This window comes from Aestuariispira insulae, assembly GCF_003385955.1.
GTDB lineage: Bacteria > Pseudomonadota > Alphaproteobacteria > UBA8366 > Aestuariispiraceae > Aestuariispira > Aestuariispira insulae.
Genome location: NZ_QRDW01000005.1, coordinates 206,090 through 222,342, shown reverse-complemented (window position 1 = coordinate 222,342; position 16,253 = coordinate 206,090). Strand labels below are relative to the sequence as shown.

16 protein-coding genes are annotated in these 16,253 nt (G+C 56.4%); 10 read left to right on the top strand and 6 right to left on the bottom strand.

All coding sequences use genetic code 11. The features are described 5' to 3' along the window. Window positions 1-2 precede the first annotated feature (2 nt). From betB to DFP90_RS13850, 3 genes are all read left to right on the top strand, one after another. A complete protein-coding gene (gene betB, locus DFP90_RS13860; protein ID WP_245957077.1) occupies window positions 3-1,466 on the top strand; it encodes a betaine-aldehyde dehydrogenase in 1,464 nt (487 codons plus the stop codon). A gap of 15 nt (window positions 1,467-1,481) precedes the next feature. Continuing rightward, on the top strand, window positions 1,482-3,164 hold the full coding sequence (betA, locus tag DFP90_RS13855; protein ID WP_115937088.1) for a choline dehydrogenase: 1,683 nt from the start codon (window positions 1,482-1,484) through the stop codon (window positions 3,162-3,164). A gap of 188 nt (window positions 3,165-3,352) precedes the next feature. After that, on the top strand, window positions 3,353-4,270 hold the full coding sequence (locus tag DFP90_RS13850) for a sulfite exporter TauE/SafE family protein (protein WP_115937223.1): 918 nt from the start codon (window positions 3,353-3,355) through the stop codon (window positions 4,268-4,270). Between the two features lie 18 nt (window positions 4,271-4,288). Here the strand turns inward: DFP90_RS13850 and DFP90_RS13845 are convergent, their stop codons facing one another. The 4 genes from DFP90_RS13845 to DFP90_RS13830 all read right to left on the bottom strand — a co-directional run bounded on the left by DFP90_RS13845 (window position 4,289) and on the right by DFP90_RS13830 (window position 8,499). Next, window positions 4,289-6,064, bottom strand: coding sequence for an HD family phosphohydrolase (locus DFP90_RS13845; protein WP_342767803.1), 1,776 nt, complete (start codon window positions 6,062-6,064; stop codon window positions 4,289-4,291). A 66-nt stretch (window positions 6,065-6,130) separates the two neighbouring features. Continuing rightward, the gene (locus tag DFP90_RS13840; protein WP_115937087.1) at window positions 6,131-6,955 is read right to left on the bottom strand and encodes an MBL fold metallo-hydrolase; all 825 of its coding nucleotides are present in this window, start codon (window positions 6,953-6,955) and stop codon (window positions 6,131-6,133) included. Window positions 6,956-6,994: 39 nt separating this feature from the next. Then, window positions 6,995-7,684, bottom strand: a complete 690-nt coding sequence (locus tag DFP90_RS13835) for an OmpA/MotB family protein (protein WP_115937086.1) — start codon at window positions 7,682-7,684, stop codon at window positions 6,995-6,997. Window positions 7,685-7,704: 20 nt separating this feature from the next. Continuing rightward, the gene (locus DFP90_RS13830) at window positions 7,705-8,499 is read right to left on the bottom strand and encodes a motility protein A (RefSeq protein WP_115937085.1); all 795 of its coding nucleotides are present in this window, start codon (window positions 8,497-8,499) and stop codon (window positions 7,705-7,707) included. 117 nt (window positions 8,500-8,616) lie between these two features. Between DFP90_RS13830 and DFP90_RS13825 the strand changes: the two genes are divergently transcribed. Beyond that, the gene (locus DFP90_RS13825) at window positions 8,617-9,912 is read left to right on the top strand and encodes a class I SAM-dependent RNA methyltransferase (protein WP_115937084.1); all 1,296 of its coding nucleotides are present in this window, start codon (window positions 8,617-8,619) and stop codon (window positions 9,910-9,912) included. Here the strand turns inward: DFP90_RS13825 and DFP90_RS13820 are convergent. Beyond that, on the bottom strand, window positions 9,909-11,252 hold the full coding sequence (locus tag DFP90_RS13820; protein WP_245957076.1) for an MATE family efflux transporter: 1,344 nt from the start codon (window positions 11,250-11,252) through the stop codon (window positions 9,909-9,911). The genes DFP90_RS13825 and DFP90_RS13820 overlap by 4 nt on opposite strands. Window positions 11,253-11,364: 112 nt before the next feature. Here DFP90_RS13820 and DFP90_RS13815 point away from each other — a divergent pair, with 112 nt between their 5' ends. Further along, on the top strand, window positions 11,365-11,544 hold the full coding sequence (locus DFP90_RS13815; RefSeq protein WP_115937082.1) for a hypothetical protein: 180 nt from the start codon (window positions 11,365-11,367) through the stop codon (window positions 11,542-11,544). 15 nt (window positions 11,545-11,559) lie between these two features. On the opposite strand, the gene DFP90_RS13810 is transcribed toward DFP90_RS13815, so the two are convergent. Further along, a complete protein-coding gene (locus tag DFP90_RS13810) occupies window positions 11,560-11,841 on the bottom strand; it encodes a DUF3572 domain-containing protein (RefSeq protein WP_115937081.1) in 282 nt (93 codons plus the stop codon). Window positions 11,842-11,885: 44 nt separating this feature from the next. On the opposite strand from DFP90_RS13810, the gene DFP90_RS13805 reads away from it, so the two are divergent. The 5 genes from DFP90_RS13805 (at window position 11,886) to DFP90_RS13785 (ending at window position 16,215) form a co-directional block, all read left to right on the top strand. Beyond that, on the top strand, window positions 11,886-12,650 hold the full coding sequence (locus DFP90_RS13805) for a methyltransferase domain-containing protein (RefSeq protein ID WP_115937080.1): 765 nt from the start codon (window positions 11,886-11,888) through the stop codon (window positions 12,648-12,650). Between the two features lie 8 nt (window positions 12,651-12,658). Next, window positions 12,659-13,654 carry an Ntn hydrolase family protein gene (locus DFP90_RS13800; protein ID WP_115937079.1) on the top strand — a complete coding sequence of 332 codons (996 nt, stop codon included), beginning with the start codon at window positions 12,659-12,661 and terminating at the stop codon, window positions 13,652-13,654. Between the two features lie 97 nt (window positions 13,655-13,751). Beyond that, complete coding sequence (locus DFP90_RS13795; RefSeq protein WP_218044676.1) at window positions 13,752-15,212, top strand: NAD-dependent succinate-semialdehyde dehydrogenase; 1,461 nt, start codon at window positions 13,752-13,754, stop codon at window positions 15,210-15,212. 20 nt (window positions 15,213-15,232) lie between these two features. Continuing rightward, a complete protein-coding gene (locus DFP90_RS13790) occupies window positions 15,233-15,889 on the top strand; it encodes a hypothetical protein (RefSeq protein WP_147301011.1) in 657 nt (218 codons plus the stop codon). Continuing rightward, window positions 15,889-16,215: an HNH endonuclease gene (locus DFP90_RS13785; protein ID WP_115937076.1), complete on the top strand. Its 327-nt coding sequence runs from the start codon at window positions 15,889-15,891 to the stop codon at window positions 16,213-16,215. The genes DFP90_RS13790 and DFP90_RS13785 overlap by 1 nt, the downstream gene beginning before the upstream one ends. Window positions 16,216-16,253 lie beyond the last annotated feature (38 nt).

The following is a 16,253-nucleotide window of genomic DNA, read 5'->3' as shown; positions in this document are numbered from 1 at the left end:
CCATGACCACGTTACCCGTACAAAAGCTTTATATCGGTGGTGAATATGTCGACGCCACGTCCGGCGAGACGTTCCAGACCGTCAATCCGGCGACCGGTGAGGTCATTTGCGAGATACAGATCGCCAGTGAAGCCGATGTAGACCGGGCCGTGGAAAGCGCACGCGCAGGCCAGAAAATCTGGGCAGCCATGACCGGCGCGGAACGGGGACGGATCCTGAACAAGGCGGTTGCCCTGTTGCGCGAACATAATGATGAACTGGCAAAATTGGAAGTCCTGGATACCGGCAAGCCGATCCAGGAAGCGGATTGTGTTGATGTTGTTTCCGGTGCCGATTGCATCGAATATTTCGCCGGTGTCGCCGCCTCCATCCATGGCGATCATTATGACCTGGGCAGTGCTTTTGCCTACACCCGGCGCGAGCCGCTGGGTGTCTGTGCCGGTATCGGTGCCTGGAACTATCCGATCCAGATTGCCTGCTGGAAATCCGGGCCGGCGCTGGCCTGCGGTAATGCCATGGTTTACAAACCGTCCGAAATGACCCCGCTGACCGCGCTCAAACTGGCAGAGATTTACACCGAGGCCGGTGTGCCGGCGGGTGTCTTCAACGTGGTCAACGGGTTCGGCCCGGTCGGTGCCGCCATGACCATGCATAAGGATATTGAAAAGGTTTCGCTTACCGGCTCTGTGCCGACGGGCAAGAAAATCATCCAGGGCGCGGCTGAGACGCTCAAGCATGTCACCCTGGAGCTGGGCGGCAAATCGCCCCTGATCATCTTTGCCGATTCCAATCTCGACAATGCGGTTTCCGCAGCCTTGATGGCCAATTTCTATACCCAGGGCGAGATCTGCTCCAACGGGACGCGCGTCTTTGTCGAGGAAAGCATCAAGGACGCCTTCCTCGACAAGCTGGTCAGCCGGACCAAAGCTATGAAGATTGGCGATCCGATGGATCCTGAAACCCATGTGGGCTCGCTCATCTCCGCCGATCACATGGACAAAGTCCTGGGTTACATCGAAGCCGGCAAAGCCGAAGGCGCCACATTGGTGACCGGGGGCGGCCGTTATCTGGAAAACGACTGTGACAAAGGATCCTTCGTGGAGCCGACCATCTTCACCGACTGCCGTGAAGGCATGAAAATTGTTGAAGAGGAAATTTTCGGCCCCGTCATGTCAGTCCTAACCTTCACATCCGAAGAGGAAGTCATAAAGCGCGCCAATGATACCGAAATGGGTTTGGCTGCCGGTGTCTTCACTAAGGATATCCAGCGTGGTCACCGGGTCGTAGCCCAGTTGCAGGCCGGCACATGCTGGATCAACAACTACAATATCACGCCGATCGAAATGCCTTTCGGCGGGTATAAACAGTCCGGTATCGGCCGTGAAAACAGCCTTGCCGCCATTGAACATTACACCCAGATCAAATCCGTTTATGTGGAACTGGGTGACGTAGAAGCCCCCTATTGATAAGGAACGGGATTCATGTCTGACGAACGTTTCGACTATATCATTGTTGGTGCCGGTTCAGCCGGTTGTGTCTTGGCAAACCGCCTGACAGAAGATCCCAGCACCCGGGTACTGCTGCTGGAATATGGCGGCTCCGACAAATCCATCTTCATTCAGATGCCGACCGCGCTGTCGATTCCGATGAATATGGACAAGTTCAACTGGCATTTTGAATCCGAACCCGAACCTTATCTGGATAACCGGCGCATGCATTGTCCGCGCGGCAAGGTTCTGGGCGGTTCTTCCTCCATCAATGGCATGGTCTATGTCCGCGGGCATGCCTGTGACTTTGATGAGTGGGAAGAGCATGGCGCGAAACATTGGAGCTACAAGGACGTTTTGCCTTATTTCCGCAAGGCGGAAACATCTTCCTTCGGCGGGGATGAATATCGCGGTGCCAACGGCCCTTTGCATACCTGCAACGGCAATGAGATGAAAAACCCGCTCTACAAAGCCTTCATCAAGGCTGGCGAAGAAGCGGGTTATGGCTATACCGAGGATTATAACGGCTATCGGCAGGAAGGCTTTGGCCGCATGGATATGACGGTCAAGGATGGCGTGCGCTGGTCGACAGCCAATGCCTACTTGAAACCGATCAAGAACCGTCCAAACCTAACGCTGGTCACTCGCGCAATGACCCATAAGGTCATCCTGGAGGGTAAAAAGGCGGTCGGCGTGGAATATTCCGTCAAAGGCAACCTGAAGCAGGCCTATGCCAACCGGGAGGTCGTCTTATCCGCCGGTTCCATCGGCTCACCGCAAATCCTGCAAATGTCCGGGATCGGCCCGGCTGCTGTTCTGAAAGCCGCTGGCATTGATGTTGTGCATGACCTGCCGGGTGTTGGCGAAAACCTGCAAGACCATTTGGAGATCTATTTCCAATTCAAGTGCAAGAAGCCGATCACCCTGAACAGCCAGTTGGACATGTTCCACAAGGGCCTGATCGGTGCGCGCTGGATCCTGTTCAAGGATGGTCTTGGCGGGACCAACCATTTTGAGAGTGCGGCTTTCATCCGTTCAAAGGCCGGTCTGAAATGGCCGGATATCCAGTATCATTTCCTGCCCGCCGCCATGCGCTATGACGGCAATGCCGCCTTTGACGGCCATGGGTTCCAGGTCCATGTCGGCCCGAACAAGCCAAAAAGCCGCGGTCATGTGCGGGTTCGGTCCGGTGACCCCATGGATAAACCGGAAATCCTGTTCAATTATATGAAGCATGAAGATGACCGCGAGGCTTTCCGTGCCTGTGTGCGCCTGACCCGCGAAATCATCCACCAGCAGGCAATGGACGACTATCGTGGTGAAGAAATCGCGCCAGGCAACCATATCAGCAGCGACGAAGATATTGACGCCTTCCTGCGCCAGAATGTGGAAAGCGCCTATCACCCGTCCTGCACCTGTAAAATGGGTGAAGATGCCATGGCCGTCGTCGATAGTGAAACCCGTGTTCACGGTATTGAAAACCTGCGCGTGGCCGACAGCTCCATCTTCCCGACCATCCCCAACGGCAACCTCAATGCGCCTTCCATCATGGTCGGTGAAAAGGCCGCGGATCATATCAAAGGTGTGCAGATGCTGCCCCCGAGCAATGCCCCGGTCTGGATTGCCGAAAATTGGGAAACACAGCAGCGAGAAGGCAAACCGGCCCGCTCTGTCTAAGGCGAACGATTTCCTAGCACTGCAGAGTTAACTCTGCAGTCTCCCAACTAAAGCCGCCTTATTTGGCGGCTTTTTTTTAAACGGACGACCGATTAAAATTATTCAAACAGATGGCTTTCTTTCTGGTTGCTGAGGCTTTAATCAGAAAACGATGGTCCGGATTGGGCCTGTCGGAGACACAGAAACACATGAACGTATATCTGCCGATTGCAGAAATCTCGGTCAATATCGTCACCATCCTGGCCCTGGGTGGCGGGGTCGGCCTGCTGTCCGGCATTTATGGTGTGGGCGGCGGCTTTTTGATCACGCCCTTATTGATCTTCCTGGGTGTCCCCTCCCCCGTCGCGGTGGCCACCGGCGCCAACCAGATTGTGGCCTCTTCCGTATCCGGCGTGTTGGCCCATTGGCGGCGCGGCAATGTGGACCTGGTCATGGGGGCCGTTTTATTGGTTGGCGGCATCATCGGATCAACGGTTGGGGTCTGGCTGTTTGCCTGGCTGCGCTCTCTGGGCCAGATTGACCTGATCATCAAGCTTTCCTACGTGGTTTTTCTCGGCATCGTGGGCACGCTCATGATGGTGGAATCGGTCAGCGCCCTGATCAAATCCAAAAGATCAGGCGGCAACTCGGCCAGCAGCCGCAAACATAACAGGCTGCATCATTTGCCCCTGAAGATGCGATTTCGCAAGTCCAAGCTTTATATCAGTGCCCTCTTGCCTTTGGGCATTGGCTTCCTGGTTGGGATCTTGAGCGCCATCATGGGCGTTGGCGGCGGTTTCATCATGGTACCGGCGATGATCTATCTCCTGGGCATGCCGACCGCCGTGGTAATCGGCACGTCACTTTTCCAAATCATTTTCGTCGCGGCCAATGCCACATTCCTGCAGGCCCTGCTCAACCAGACGGTGGATGTGGTTTTGGCGCTGCTTTTGCTGGTCGGTGGGGTGATCGGAGCCCAGATCGGCACTCGGATCGGGGCCAAATTGAAGGCGGAACAGTTGCGTGGTTTGCTGGCCGCCATGGTCCTGGCGGTTTGCGGCAAGATCCTGATCGATCTGATGGTGCCGCCAGACCTTATTTATTCCCTCGATATTCTGAATAAATGATCTGATTGCCCGTTAGAATCAACGGTCTGATAAAAGGGCCGGATCCGGCAGATAATCTTCGATTTTGACCTCATCAATCTGGGTCGATAACAGGAACTGCTCCGCATAGCTTTTCCAGACTTCTGAGCGCAGGAACAACTCAAACAGATCCGGGTCTATATGATGATCCCGGCACATGAAGGACATGATACGCAGGGATTCCGATATGGTCTTGGCCTTCTTGTAGGGGCGGTCTGCCGCCGTCAGGGCCTCAAAAATATCGGCAATCGCCATGACACGGGCCGGAATGGACATTTCATCGCGCTTCAAACCGCGCGGGTAACCGGTGCCATCCATTTTTTCATGATGGCCCCCCGCGATTTCCGGAACATTTTTCATCTTCCTCGGGAAAGGCAGCGATTCAAGCATTTTGATCGTCACTGAGATATGATCATTAATCGTATCCCGTTCTTCCGCCGTCAGGGTACCGCGCCGGATGGACAGATTATAGAGCTCGCCCCGGTTATATTTACCAACCTGATGCTCGACCAAATCACCAAGCAACGGTTCCTCCACCGGTGGTCTTGCCGCCGGGTTGGCTTTTGCCGCCAGGGCCTCCACCGGGCTGAGGCCCAGTTGTTTATCAAAATGGCGGGTCCATTTCCGTTCACCGATCTGATGCAGGCGCTCCACATCCGCATCTTCCATGAATTCGCCACCAACATTGGCAGTGGCAACGAAGGCGAACTCCTCTTCCAGCAGGGCCAATTCTTCCTCAAATTCCGCCTTGGCGACGGCTTCATCCGCACCATCCAGGCAGCGTTTCAAATATTTGATCTCCGCATCACGCCGCACCACTTCAAAGCGCGTACGCACCTCATGAATGCGGTTATAGATGGTTTCCAGCTTCGAAGCCTTGTCGACCACATATTCAGGCGTTGTGACTTTACCGCAATCATGCAGCCAGGCCGCCACATGCAGCTCATACCACTGGTCGTCAGACAGATCGAAATCTGCAAAGATGCCATATTCCGCCTTGCAGGCCTCGCCAACCAGCATCTTGGTGATTTCCGGCACACGTTGGCAATGGCCGCCGGTGTAGGGTGACTTATCATCGATTGATGAAGCCAGCATCTGGATCAACGCATCCCACAATTCCTTTTGCGCCGCGATCAACTGCTGATTTTCCAGGCTGACCGCCGCCTGGCTGGTCAGCGCTTCGATAATCGGCTGTAGGGACACCGGGAAGGAATGCACCTCATCGGCATCATCGCGGGCATTGATCAATTGCAAGACCCCAATCACCTCGCGGTCCTTATTGATCATCGGCACGGTCAAAAAAGATTTCGACCGGTAACCGGTATTGGCGTCAAAGGATTTGGTGCCGCTGAAATCAAAACTCTGTTCTTCATAGGCATCCGCGATATTCACAACCTTCTGATTGTGAAAAACCGCAGAGGCCACATTATTCAAATTGGGCTGGCCTTCATGAAAAAGCGGGAGCGGCGGAAAGGGGATTTCCTTATTGGTCGTCCCACCCATGGCGATATCCAGACTGTCATTGCGCATGATCTGGAAAGAAAGGCCCTGATGGTCTTCAGTAACCAGATACAGCGTGCCGCCATCCGCATTGCAGATATCTTTGGCTTCCAGCAGGATCATTTCCAACAGCTTGGAGATGTTTTGTTCGGATGATAGTGCGATCCCCAATTCAACCAGGCGATGCAGCATGCGCTCACCGGCCCGGCGACCGAAAACAGATTCCCGCCGTTCTTCATCCACCGGGGTATCGGGTTGGAATCGTTGCGAAACCACAGGCTGCCCTACTCTCCGTTTCAATGCGCCCCAAAGGCTGCACTCTCCATATTTAACCTAATTCCTTCACATTAGGTTAATACTCATATTTTCCCGGGCCACGAAACATTTCTCCCAGCGTTGCCGAGCCTCCTGCTCCAATGCTTCCATGAAATCGTCTTCATGGGTCGGGTCGTGATGGAAAATCGCCAGCGAGCCGACATTGGCCGACTGGCAAAGTCGCATTCCCTCTTCCCAGGTGGAATGCCCCCACCCTACCTTTTCTACAAATTCTTCTTCCGTATAGGTACTGTCATATATGACAAGATCGGCATCTTGGATAAGATTAAGGATGTTTTTATCCGCTTTTCCCGGCACATGCTCAGTATCAGTCACATAACACATGGACTTGCCCTGGTATTCCACCCGGTAACCCGTCGCGCCATTGGGATGGTTCAGGGCCGCCGTACGGATCCGGATATCCGGCGCCAGGTCGAAACTGTCGCCGGCTTCGAAATCCTGAAAGCTCAGCTTGCCGCGCATGGCTTCCATGGGAATAGGAAAAAACGGCTGGGACATTTGCCCGCTCATCACCCGCTCTATTCCGCCTTGGTCCTGACTTTGCCCCGCCATGATACAGAGCGACATGGTTGGCATGAAGGCCGGTACGAAAAAGGGAAAGCCGTTAATATGATCCCAGTGGGTATGGGACAGCATCAAGGTCGCCCGGTCCAGGCCGCGCTCCATCAAACTGTTGCCCAGATTGCGTATACCGGTTCCGGCATCAAAGATGATAACCTCACCGCCCACATCGACCTCAACACAGCTGGTATTGCCGCCAAAGCCGATATGGCGCGGGGATGGACAAGCAACCGATCCGCGCACCCCCCAGAATTTCACCTCGAACGTCATTTACGCCTCATCTGTGGATTGCCCCTCCCAGATAATAAATTATAGGGCGATATCCTGCGGCTTCGGATAAAGCCGGATCGATACCCGCCGGTTCTTCTTTTTATTCTCAGGCAATGGATTGCCCAGAACGTCCTCGTTAGGGAATTTCGGTCGGGTCTCCGCGAAGCCAGACGCCTTCAACCGATCGCTCGGGGCACCCAGGTCAATCAAATACCGCACCACCGTTGCCGCCCGGCCTGCGGACAATTCCCAATTTGAGGGAAAACGCGGGGTATTGACCGGATCGTTATCCGTGTGGCCCTCAACATCGATTTCAAACAGATCATAGGGGGGCTCTTCCAACTCCCGCTTGATGCGCCCCAAAACTTTGGTGGCGGCTTCGGTCAATTCCGCCGTGCCAGGTTTAAAGAAAGAACCGCTGCCAAAATCAATCACCACGCCATTATCATCAAACCCAACATCCACATCCTCCGGCGGGATGTCAGGTGTTGCATCCATGATTTGTGAAATATTGGCCTGAAGGGTGAAAATCGGGCGTTCAGAATCCACATTGCCGCCAATGGCCTCTTCAATCCCGGCCTGGACCTCTTCAAAAACTTTCAGATCCACCTTGGAAAAAGAAACCAGCATGACAAAAAAAGCCATCAGAAGGGTGATGGCGTCCGCATAGGTCGTCATCCAGTCTTCTGAATCGTCACTGCCGCTTTCTTCCTTACGCCTGCGTGCCATTGATCTGGTCCTGTCTCAGGCTATTTCTTCAACTGTTTGTCGATGTCGTAATGGATCGACGGATCCAGGAAGCTGTTCATGCGGTCCTGGATATAGCGCGGGTTCTTACGGTCGGCCAACATTGCCATGCCTTCGGCCAGCAACTCCATCCGAAACCGGTTGATCTGATGCCGCTGGATCAGTTTTGTGGCCGCCGGCATGAAAATCATCCGGGCCAGGATCACGCCGTAAAGCGTGGTGTTGAGCGCAACCGCCAGGCCCCTGCCCAACTCGCTTGCATCATTGCCCATGCTGTCCAGCATCACGATCAGACCGATCAGGGTGCCTATCATGCCAAAGGCCGGGGCCGTGCCCGCCATGGCTTTCAGGATTTCAGCAGGAACGGTGTTGCGCTCATAGGTGCTATCCACCATGCGATAAAGGTTATCACGCACATCCTCGCCGGCATAGCCGCTCAGGATCATCTCCATCCCGAAAGCCAGGAACGGATCCTTGGAGATCTTTTTCAACTCCTCATCCAGCGCGACGACACCGTCTTTTTGCGCCTTATAGCCCCAAGTGATCACCCGGCCGACTTCCTTATTCATCACATTGCGGCCAATCCGCTGCGGCAGGAAGATGGAACCGACCGCCTTCAGGCCGATCACCACATAGCGGGCTTCCTGGCCGAGGAAGGTGGCCGCCAAGGTGCCCCCCACCACCAGGATGAAGCTGGACGCACTGACAAATACCATAAAGTTGTCAGTGCTGAGCGCGATCGACCAGATGAAGAGGCCGAAGGCCGCGATGAAACCAATAAAGCTATTGATGGACATTTTCTGTTATCTTTGGCAAAGAGCGATCCCAAGGGCAGCCAACTGAAATATTCATGTAATAATGCCCAAGCTACCAATTTGAATGCAACAAGCAATTAAGAAACATTATTTTATATTATGAAATCAAAAGCTGCAAAAAAGGCATTTTCCCCTGTCACAGTGACCATAGAGCATCTGGGCGCGCAAGGGGATGGCATCGCCCGGGATGAGGACGGCAAAAAATACTATGTGCCGCTCACCCTCCCAGGTGAAGAGGCTGAAATCCGCCCGCTGCAAAAACGCGGCGATGGTTTTTCCGCCAAACTTCTCCAGCTCCGCAAACCAAGCCCGGAACGCATCTCCCCCGCCTGCCGCCATTTCGGCCGCTGTGGCGGCTGCAGCCTGCAGCATGCGGATGAGAGGAGCCTGGCGCGCTTCAAACAGGAACAATTGTCTGCCACTCTGGCCCATCGGGGTTTCCGCGATCTTGCCATCGGGGAAACCCTTTCCACCGGTGCCGGAAAACGGCGCCGGGCGCGCTTTGCCGCCGTCCGGACCAAGGACCGGATGATCCTGGGCTTCAACGAGCGACTGAACAAGACCGTGCTGGATCTGGAAGAATGCCCGTTAATGACCCCGGCGCTGGAGGCCGTTCTGCCGCCCTTACGCGGCCTGCTTCAGTCTCTGCCCAGCCTGGGCAAGGCTGCGGACATCCAGATCACAGAGGCCGAAACCGGGTTGGAGGTGGTTTTTTATCCCGCCAAGGAGGCTGACCCGGCCCTGAAAGAGCGCGAGGCCCTTCTGGAATTTGCAGAACAACAGGATATTGCCCGCATTGCCTGGCAAAGCGGCGGGTTCCTGGAACCCATTGCCGCCCGCCGCCCGGTCCGGGTGAATTTCGCCGATGTCCCGGTAGAACTGCCGGCGGGTTCTTTCCTGCAACCCAGCCGCACCGGTGAGCATCATCTGGCAAAGCTGGTTCAAGATGGCGTTGGAACGGCAAAGCGGATCGCCGATCTTTATTGCGGCTGCGGCAGCCTGACCTTCCCGGCAGCCAAATTGCCTCATAACCCGGTTATTCATGCAGTCGATGGGTCCGAAGCCCAGATCGGTGCCCTGCGCAAAGCGGCACACGGCATGCGAATCACGGCGGAAATCCGGGATCTTGCCCGTGATCCCCTGACCAGCAGCGAACTGAACCGCTATGATGCCGTGGTTTTTGACCCACCCCGCGCCGGAGCCCGGGAACAGGCAGAGGAACTGGCCGGATCAACGGTCAAGAAACTGGTGGCGGTTTCCTGCAACCCTGGCACCATGGCCCGGGATCTCAGGATCCTGGTGGATAGCGGTTATCGGATAACCCGTATGGTGCCGGTTGATCAATTTACCTGGTCGCCGCATCTGGAGGCCGTTGCCTGGCTGGAACGGGATTAAGCCTCGGCTGGTTTTCCCGCATTGTCCAGCAATGCGGGAAAACGCCGCCAAAGCGTTAGCCCCCGCAAGACCATGAGCACACAAAGCGCCAGCCATAAACCGTGATTGCCGATCAGCGGCAACAGAAGATGCAGCGCCGCCAGATAGCCAATCAGGCTGATCACCATCCCGTTGCGCAAATCCTGGGACCGTGTCGCCCCCAAAAACACGCCGTCATAAACAAAGCACCAGACCGACAGGATGGGCAGAACAGCCAGCCAGATCATGTAGTCGGACGCCAATTCCGCAACAGCCGTGATATCCGTGAACAAACCGATCAACGGGGCACTGGCCAACCAGTAAAAAACCCCGACCACCAGCGACATGATCACGCCCAGCCGAAGCGCCGCCCGAACTGCAGCCCTGATTTCGCCCGCTTTGCCCCGGCCTACGGCCTTGCCGACCAGGGCTTCTGTGGCATGGGCGAACCCATCAAGGCCAAAAGCCGTGAAAGATTGAAAGGTCATCAACACCGCATTTGCCGCCAGCACCGTGTCCCCCAGTTGCGCACCTTGTGCGGTGAAATAGGCGAAGGCAAACACCAGGCAAAGCGTTCGGATCAGGATATCCCGGTTGACCAGCATCATTTTCTTGAGCGGTGCCATCTCAAGGATTGCGCAAAAAGATATGCCAACATCCGGCCAGGAGGCTCTATGTTTCAGAATATAGTATATCCCCAACGCCAGGCCGCAATATTCCGCGATCACCGTGGCCGCCGCCACTCCATCCACGGTCATGCCAAGCCCCATGACGAACCACAGATCCAGCGCCACATTCAACAGATTGACCACCACCTGTAGGATCATCGGAATGCGGGCATTCTGAGCCCCCAGGAACCAGCCGATGATCACATAGTTCGCCAGGGTAGCCGGTGCGCCCCAGATACGGATCGCGTAATAATCCCAGGCGAGAGTTTCCACCCCCTCACTGGCGGCGACCAGACTGAAAGACAGCAAGCCGATCAGGTTTTGCAGGATCAGCAGGCTGACGGAAAACACAGCTGCGAGCAACAGGCCGCGCAATAAAACAAGCCAGAAATCCTGGTGTTTTTCCGCACCCCAGGCTTGGGCCGCCGGCCCCGTGGTTCCCATGCGCAGGAAACCGAAGCCCCAATAAATGAAAGAAAAGATCATCGCGCTCACCGCGACAGCACCGATATAGACCTCTTCATCCAGATGCCCCAAAACGGCGGTATCAACCGCCCCCGGCAACGGCACGAACAGGTTGGACAGGATAATCGGCAGCGACAGCCGCCAAACCTCCCGGTCCCATGATCTTTCCTGCATTCCCTGTACGCTCACCCCGTCCTCATCCTTCACTTGATCCGGCGGGCCGTTTTTTTCTAGCCCTGCCTTCCGATTACTCTTTTTTAACAACCAGCCGCTACTCTAAAGCCCACCAATGGAGGACGGGATGATGGCGACAATCAACTATGATGACTATGTTCAATGCCAACTCAGATGGGTTCGGAGCCTGTTGGCCACCTCGAAAATTCGGCCGGATCTGGCGGGCGGCAAGGCCGAGGAATATACCGATTGCGCCTTGCGAGCCTTCAACCGGCTTGCCGTCCTGCCCAAGGGGAACAGCGAATAACCGCCCCCTTTAGGCTCAGCTATCCAGATGCTCACTGCCCGGCAGGCTGCGCCTGGCCATCTTCGGGAACGTGGGTTCAACACCGGCAAATTCGACAAATTCCAAAAGATCCGGCTCATGCGCCAGCAGGAAATCCAGCAAACCGCCCATGAAAGCAGGATCATTGATCCGGCCCCGTATCTCGGACGGCCCGATCCCGGTCATGGCCAGAAACCGGCCCAACCGGTCCGGATCCTGCGCAATGAAACTCAGCGCGCTTGCAGCCAGAAGCTCCGCTTGTTCCTGGGTCACTTTCATGATTCACTCCTCCGATCCCTGATTTCTCCGGAGCCTCTTTAATCATGTCCTGGGACCCGAGCCAATATCTGAGTTTTTCAGACCACCGTCTTCGCCCTGCCCTGGACCTGCTCGCCCGGATCCCGCTCACCGCCCCGCAATCCATCATTGACTTGGGATGCGGCCCGGGAAACGTGACACCATATCTGGCCCGGCGCTGGCCAGACGCCCAAATTACCGGCATCGACAGCTCCCCGGAGATGCTGGACCGCGCGCGTGCTTCCTTGCCCTATCTCACCTGGCGCGAGGCCGATGCCGGCCAATGGCGGGCGGCACAACCGGTCGACTTGATCTTTTCCAATGCCTGTCTGCATTGGTTGCCGGATCATGCCCGTCTGTTTCCCGCCCTGATGGACAATCTGAAACCGGGCGGTGTGCTGGCGATCCAGATCCCGCGCAATTTTTCCCGCCCAACCCACAGTCTGGTCCTGGGCGCTGCCGAGCAGGCCGGCGTAACAGAGCAATTGACTGGCCTTTTTGCACCGCCCCCCACCCAGGAACCGCAATTTTATTATGATTGCTTGGCGCCGGTTTCCACCGGCTTAGAGATCTGGGAAAGCGATTATCTGCAAGTTCTGGAAGGAGATAATCCCGTGGCCGACTGGACCAAAGGCACATGGTTGCGACCGTTTTTGGCCGCCCTGGAGGAACCGGATAAAAGCCGGTTTGAAGAAAGCTATCGCGCGCTGATCAAAAAGGCCTACCCTAAACAGGGGGATGGTAAAACGCTTCTGCCCTTCCTACGTCTCTTCCTGGTGGCAACAAAATAGGACCCAGGATGGATCAGAAAAGCTTACCCGAAATCCCCTTGATTGAGCTGGGCGATGGCCTTTGGGATCTGACCGACCCGGCCCTGCGCTCCCGGGCCTATGACCTATTGGTGGAAGGGCGGCGTCTGGTCGGCAAAACGCGCCTACGCATGCTGGACCGGTTTTCCCGGGCCTGGGCAGAACGGACCGATAACCCCCATTGCGCCGATATCCGCCGCATGGCGCTGGACCTGCCGCTGGGCCTCTGGTTCATGAATTTTTGTTACGAATGGGGCTGTACGACGCGGGTATCCACCCATCCGGAAACCGGGCAACCTTCCTTGATGCGCACCCTGGACTGGCCTTTCGTCGGCATCGGCCGCAACCTGGTGATTGGACATCACAGTGATCAGGCAGGCTTTGATTTCTATAATCTGGCCTGGCCCGGCTATACCGGGGTGATCACCGGGATGGCACCGGGGCGCTTTGCCATTGCCATCAACCAGGCCCCGATGCGCAAACCCACCCCGGTCCTGGTGCTCAACTGGCTGCTGGCCAGGCCCCGCATCTGGAATACAAAGGCGCTGCCGCCCGCCCATCTGCTGCGCCAGGTCTTTGACCAATGCCCGGATTATAATGCCGCCGTCATAATGCTGAGTGAAACCCCGCTGGCCCTGCCCGTAATCTTTTCCGTGGCCGGGGTTCGGCCCGGCGAAACCTGCATCATTGAGCGGCTGGAAAATGACCATCAGCATCTGGCCGGCGACAATGCCACCGGCAATCATTGGCAGCGCTATGACCTGCCCGCCATCCCGCGCGGCGAAGACAGTCATGAACGCCGGGATCAACTGGCCCGGGAAGAATGGCAACGGATGGCGGAATTCCATTGGGTCCGCCCGCCGGTGCTCAACCCCTTCACCCGGCTGGCGGTTGAAACCTGCCCGGCCAACGGCCATCTGAGGGTTCAGGGTTACGAACAGGACGGCCCCGCAACAAGTGAATTCCTGCTGTCACAGAAAATGTGATCAAATTTCATCTTTTCGCGGGCCTGCCGCTCCTCTAAGCTATCTTATGGATAACGAATGAATGCCGGTTCACGGTCGAGTCTTACGTCTAGGGAGCATGAAAATGCAGTTGAATGATCAGGGTCTTTTGAAAAACAAGGCCTATATCGATGGCAAATGGGTCGATTCCGACAGCGGCGCCACCTTTGCGGTTGTGAACCCGGCCACCGGTGAAACCATTGCCGAAGTGGCCAAATGCGGCCAGGCGGAAACCCGCCGCGCCATCGAGGCTGCGGAAAAGGCACAAAAATCCTGGGCTGCGAAAACCGCAAAAGAACGTTCGGCCGTGCTGCGCAAATGGTTCGACCTGATGATCGCACATCAGGAAGACCTGGCCACCATCATGACAGTGGAACAGGGCAAGCCATTGGCCGAATCCCGTGGTGAGATCATGTATGCCGCGTCTTTCCTGGAATGGTTCGCGGAAGAAGGCAAACGCCTTTATGGCGACACCATCCCGACCCATCGCGGCGATACCCGCCTGGTCACCATCAAACAGCCGATTGGCGTTACCGCCGCCATCACGCCCTGGAACTTCCCCTCGGCGATGATCACGCGCAAGGCGGGCCCGGCGCTCGCATCCGGTTGTACCCAGGTGTTGAAACCCGCCGAAGCGACCCCATTGAGCGCGCTGGCCCTGGTCGAACTGGCGGAACGTGCCGGTGTGCCGGCCGGTGTCTTGTCCGTCGTCACCGGCGACCGTGATGACAGCCAGGCAATCGGTCATGAAATGACCACCAGCCATATCGTGCGCAAAATCAGCTTCACCGGCTCCACTGCGGTCGGCAAGCTGCTGATGCAACAGGCGGCGGGCACCGTTAAGAAGGTTGGGATGGAGCTTGGCGGCAACGCGCCTTTCATCGTGTTTGACGATGCGGATCTCGACAAAGCAATCGAAGGCGCGATTGCCTGTAAATTCCGCAATGCCGGCCAGACCTGTGTCTGCGCCAACCGCATTCTGGTCCAGGATGGCATTTTTGATGCCTTCTCCGCCAGGCTGGCCGAAGCAGTCGACAGTTTCAAAGTTGGCAACGGCATGGAAGATGGCGTCGTGATCGGTCCGTTGATCAATGATTCAGCCGTCTCCAAGGTCCACCGCCTGGTCAAGGCCGCCAAAGCCAGCGGTGCAAAAGCCATCGCCGGCGGCGAGAAGATGGATGGCAATTTTTATGACCCGACCCTGTTGGTGGATGTAACCCGTGACATGGATATCGCCAATGAGGAAATCTTCGGCCCCGTCGCAACCCTGATGCGTTTCTCCACCGAGGAAGAAGCCATCGATATCGCCAATGACACGCCCTTCGGCCTCGCCGCCTATTTCTACAGCCGGGATATCGGCCGCTGCTGGCGGGTGTCCGAAGGCCTGGAATATGGCATGGTCGGCGTCAACTCCGGCATTCTCTCCACCGAACTGGCCCCCTTTGGCGGCGTGAAAGAATCCGGGATTGGCCGCGAAGGTTCCTATCAGGGGATTGAAGATTGGGTCGAGGTCAAATATCTCTGCATGGGTGATATCTAACCAACAAGAAGCAGAGACCCGTGTCGACCTATCGATTTACCCTTCATGAAGACAGCATCAGCCCCGGGGGCTGGATGCATATCCTGACCGGCGGCGCCAACCGGGCCCTTATCTGCCTGATGGGCTCCGCCGGGCTGGAAGCCCAGGAACCGCTCTTTAAGGAACAGGCCACCTGCGCCACGGGGGCCAGCATGGTCACCACCGGCCATGACGGCGCACTGATCCTGCGCTGGGAACTGGCCCTGGCCGAGGATGAAGAAGAAATTGAATCCGCCGGGGTTACCTCGCGTATTCTCTCCAGCGTTGAAATCGATCTGGAAGAGGGTGAGGATTATATTTTCCGGGTTGAGAGCTTGGGCCTGCCGCCCAAGGATTGGATCGCCGACCAGGAACAGGTGGGCGACGCAATCAATGCCTGCCTGCAGGGCAAATTCCTGTTGATCAGCGGGGATACGGAAGAAACCGAACAAAAGCAGGCTGAGGCCTGGTTTGAAGCCGACGGCGCAAAATTCAGCCTGAAGGCCAACGAAGAAGAACCCAGCCTGCTGGTCCGTGCTGTTGTCATTGCCCCCGACCGCCTGGATGATATCGCCGCCATACCGGTTTCCGCCAATGAAAATGGTGACGAGCCCAAACGGTTCGACAAAATGCTGGCCGAAGGCGTCGCGGCACTCTGATGACAATCAAGCGGCAAGGGAGATCAGAGGCTGAGGCAACCCGCCTTGGCCCCTGCCCCATCTGCGGCCGCGACATGGTGGAAGGTCCCTCTGTCGATCGCCACCACTGGGTCCCCCGGCGTGAAGGCGGCACCGGCTGGGATTATCTGCACCGGATCTGCCATAAGAAACTGCACAGCCTGTTTGATGAACGCACGCTGGCCAATATTATCAATACCGCCGAGGCCGCCAGATCCCACCCCGACATGGAAAGCTTCATCAAATGGGTGCGCAAACAGCCCATAGAACTGATCGGGCGTCATGAAAAGCCGAAGGGGCGGCGGTGAATGGAAGATCTACGTGAATATGACGGAAGCCATCCTAA

What these genes read in the sequence shown, in the direction of transcription:
- betA (WP_115937088.1), top strand. Translation starts at nt 1,482, where the DNA reads ATGTCTGACGAACGTTTCGACTATATCATTGTTGGTGCCGGTTCAGCC.
- DFP90_RS13795 (WP_218044676.1), top strand. Translation starts at nt 13,752, where the DNA reads ATGAAAATGCAGTTGAATGATCAGGGTCTTTTGAAAAACAAGGCCTAT.
- DFP90_RS13785 (WP_115937076.1), top strand. Translation starts at nt 15,889, where the DNA reads ATGACAATCAAGCGGCAAGGGAGATCAGAGGCTGAGGCAACCCGCCTT.
- betB (WP_245957077.1), top strand. Translation starts at nt 3, where the DNA reads ATGACCACGTTACCCGTACAAAAGCTTTATATCGGTGGTGAATATGTC.
- DFP90_RS13805 (WP_115937080.1), top strand. Translation starts at nt 11,886, where the DNA reads ATGTCCTGGGACCCGAGCCAATATCTGAGTTTTTCAGACCACCGTCTT.
- DFP90_RS13830 (WP_115937085.1), bottom strand. Translation starts at nt 8,499, where the DNA reads ATGTCCATCAATAGCTTTATTGGTTTCATCGCGGCCTTCGGCCTCTTC.
- DFP90_RS13850 (WP_115937223.1), top strand. Translation starts at nt 3,353, where the DNA reads ATGAACGTATATCTGCCGATTGCAGAAATCTCGGTCAATATCGTCACC.
- DFP90_RS13815 (WP_115937082.1), top strand. Translation starts at nt 11,365, where the DNA reads ATGATGGCGACAATCAACTATGATGACTATGTTCAATGCCAACTCAGA.
- DFP90_RS13825 (WP_115937084.1), top strand. Translation starts at nt 8,617, where the DNA reads ATGAAATCAAAAGCTGCAAAAAAGGCATTTTCCCCTGTCACAGTGACC.
- DFP90_RS13800 (WP_115937079.1), top strand. Translation starts at nt 12,659, where the DNA reads ATGGATCAGAAAAGCTTACCCGAAATCCCCTTGATTGAGCTGGGCGAT.
- DFP90_RS13840 (WP_115937087.1), bottom strand. Translation starts at nt 6,955, where the DNA reads ATGACGTTCGAGGTGAAATTCTGGGGGGTGCGCGGATCGGTTGCTTGT.
- DFP90_RS13810 (WP_115937081.1), bottom strand. Translation starts at nt 11,841, where the DNA reads ATGAAAGTGACCCAGGAACAAGCGGAGCTTCTGGCTGCAAGCGCGCTG.
- DFP90_RS13835 (WP_115937086.1), bottom strand. Translation starts at nt 7,684, where the DNA reads ATGGCACGCAGGCGTAAGGAAGAAAGCGGCAGTGACGATTCAGAAGAC.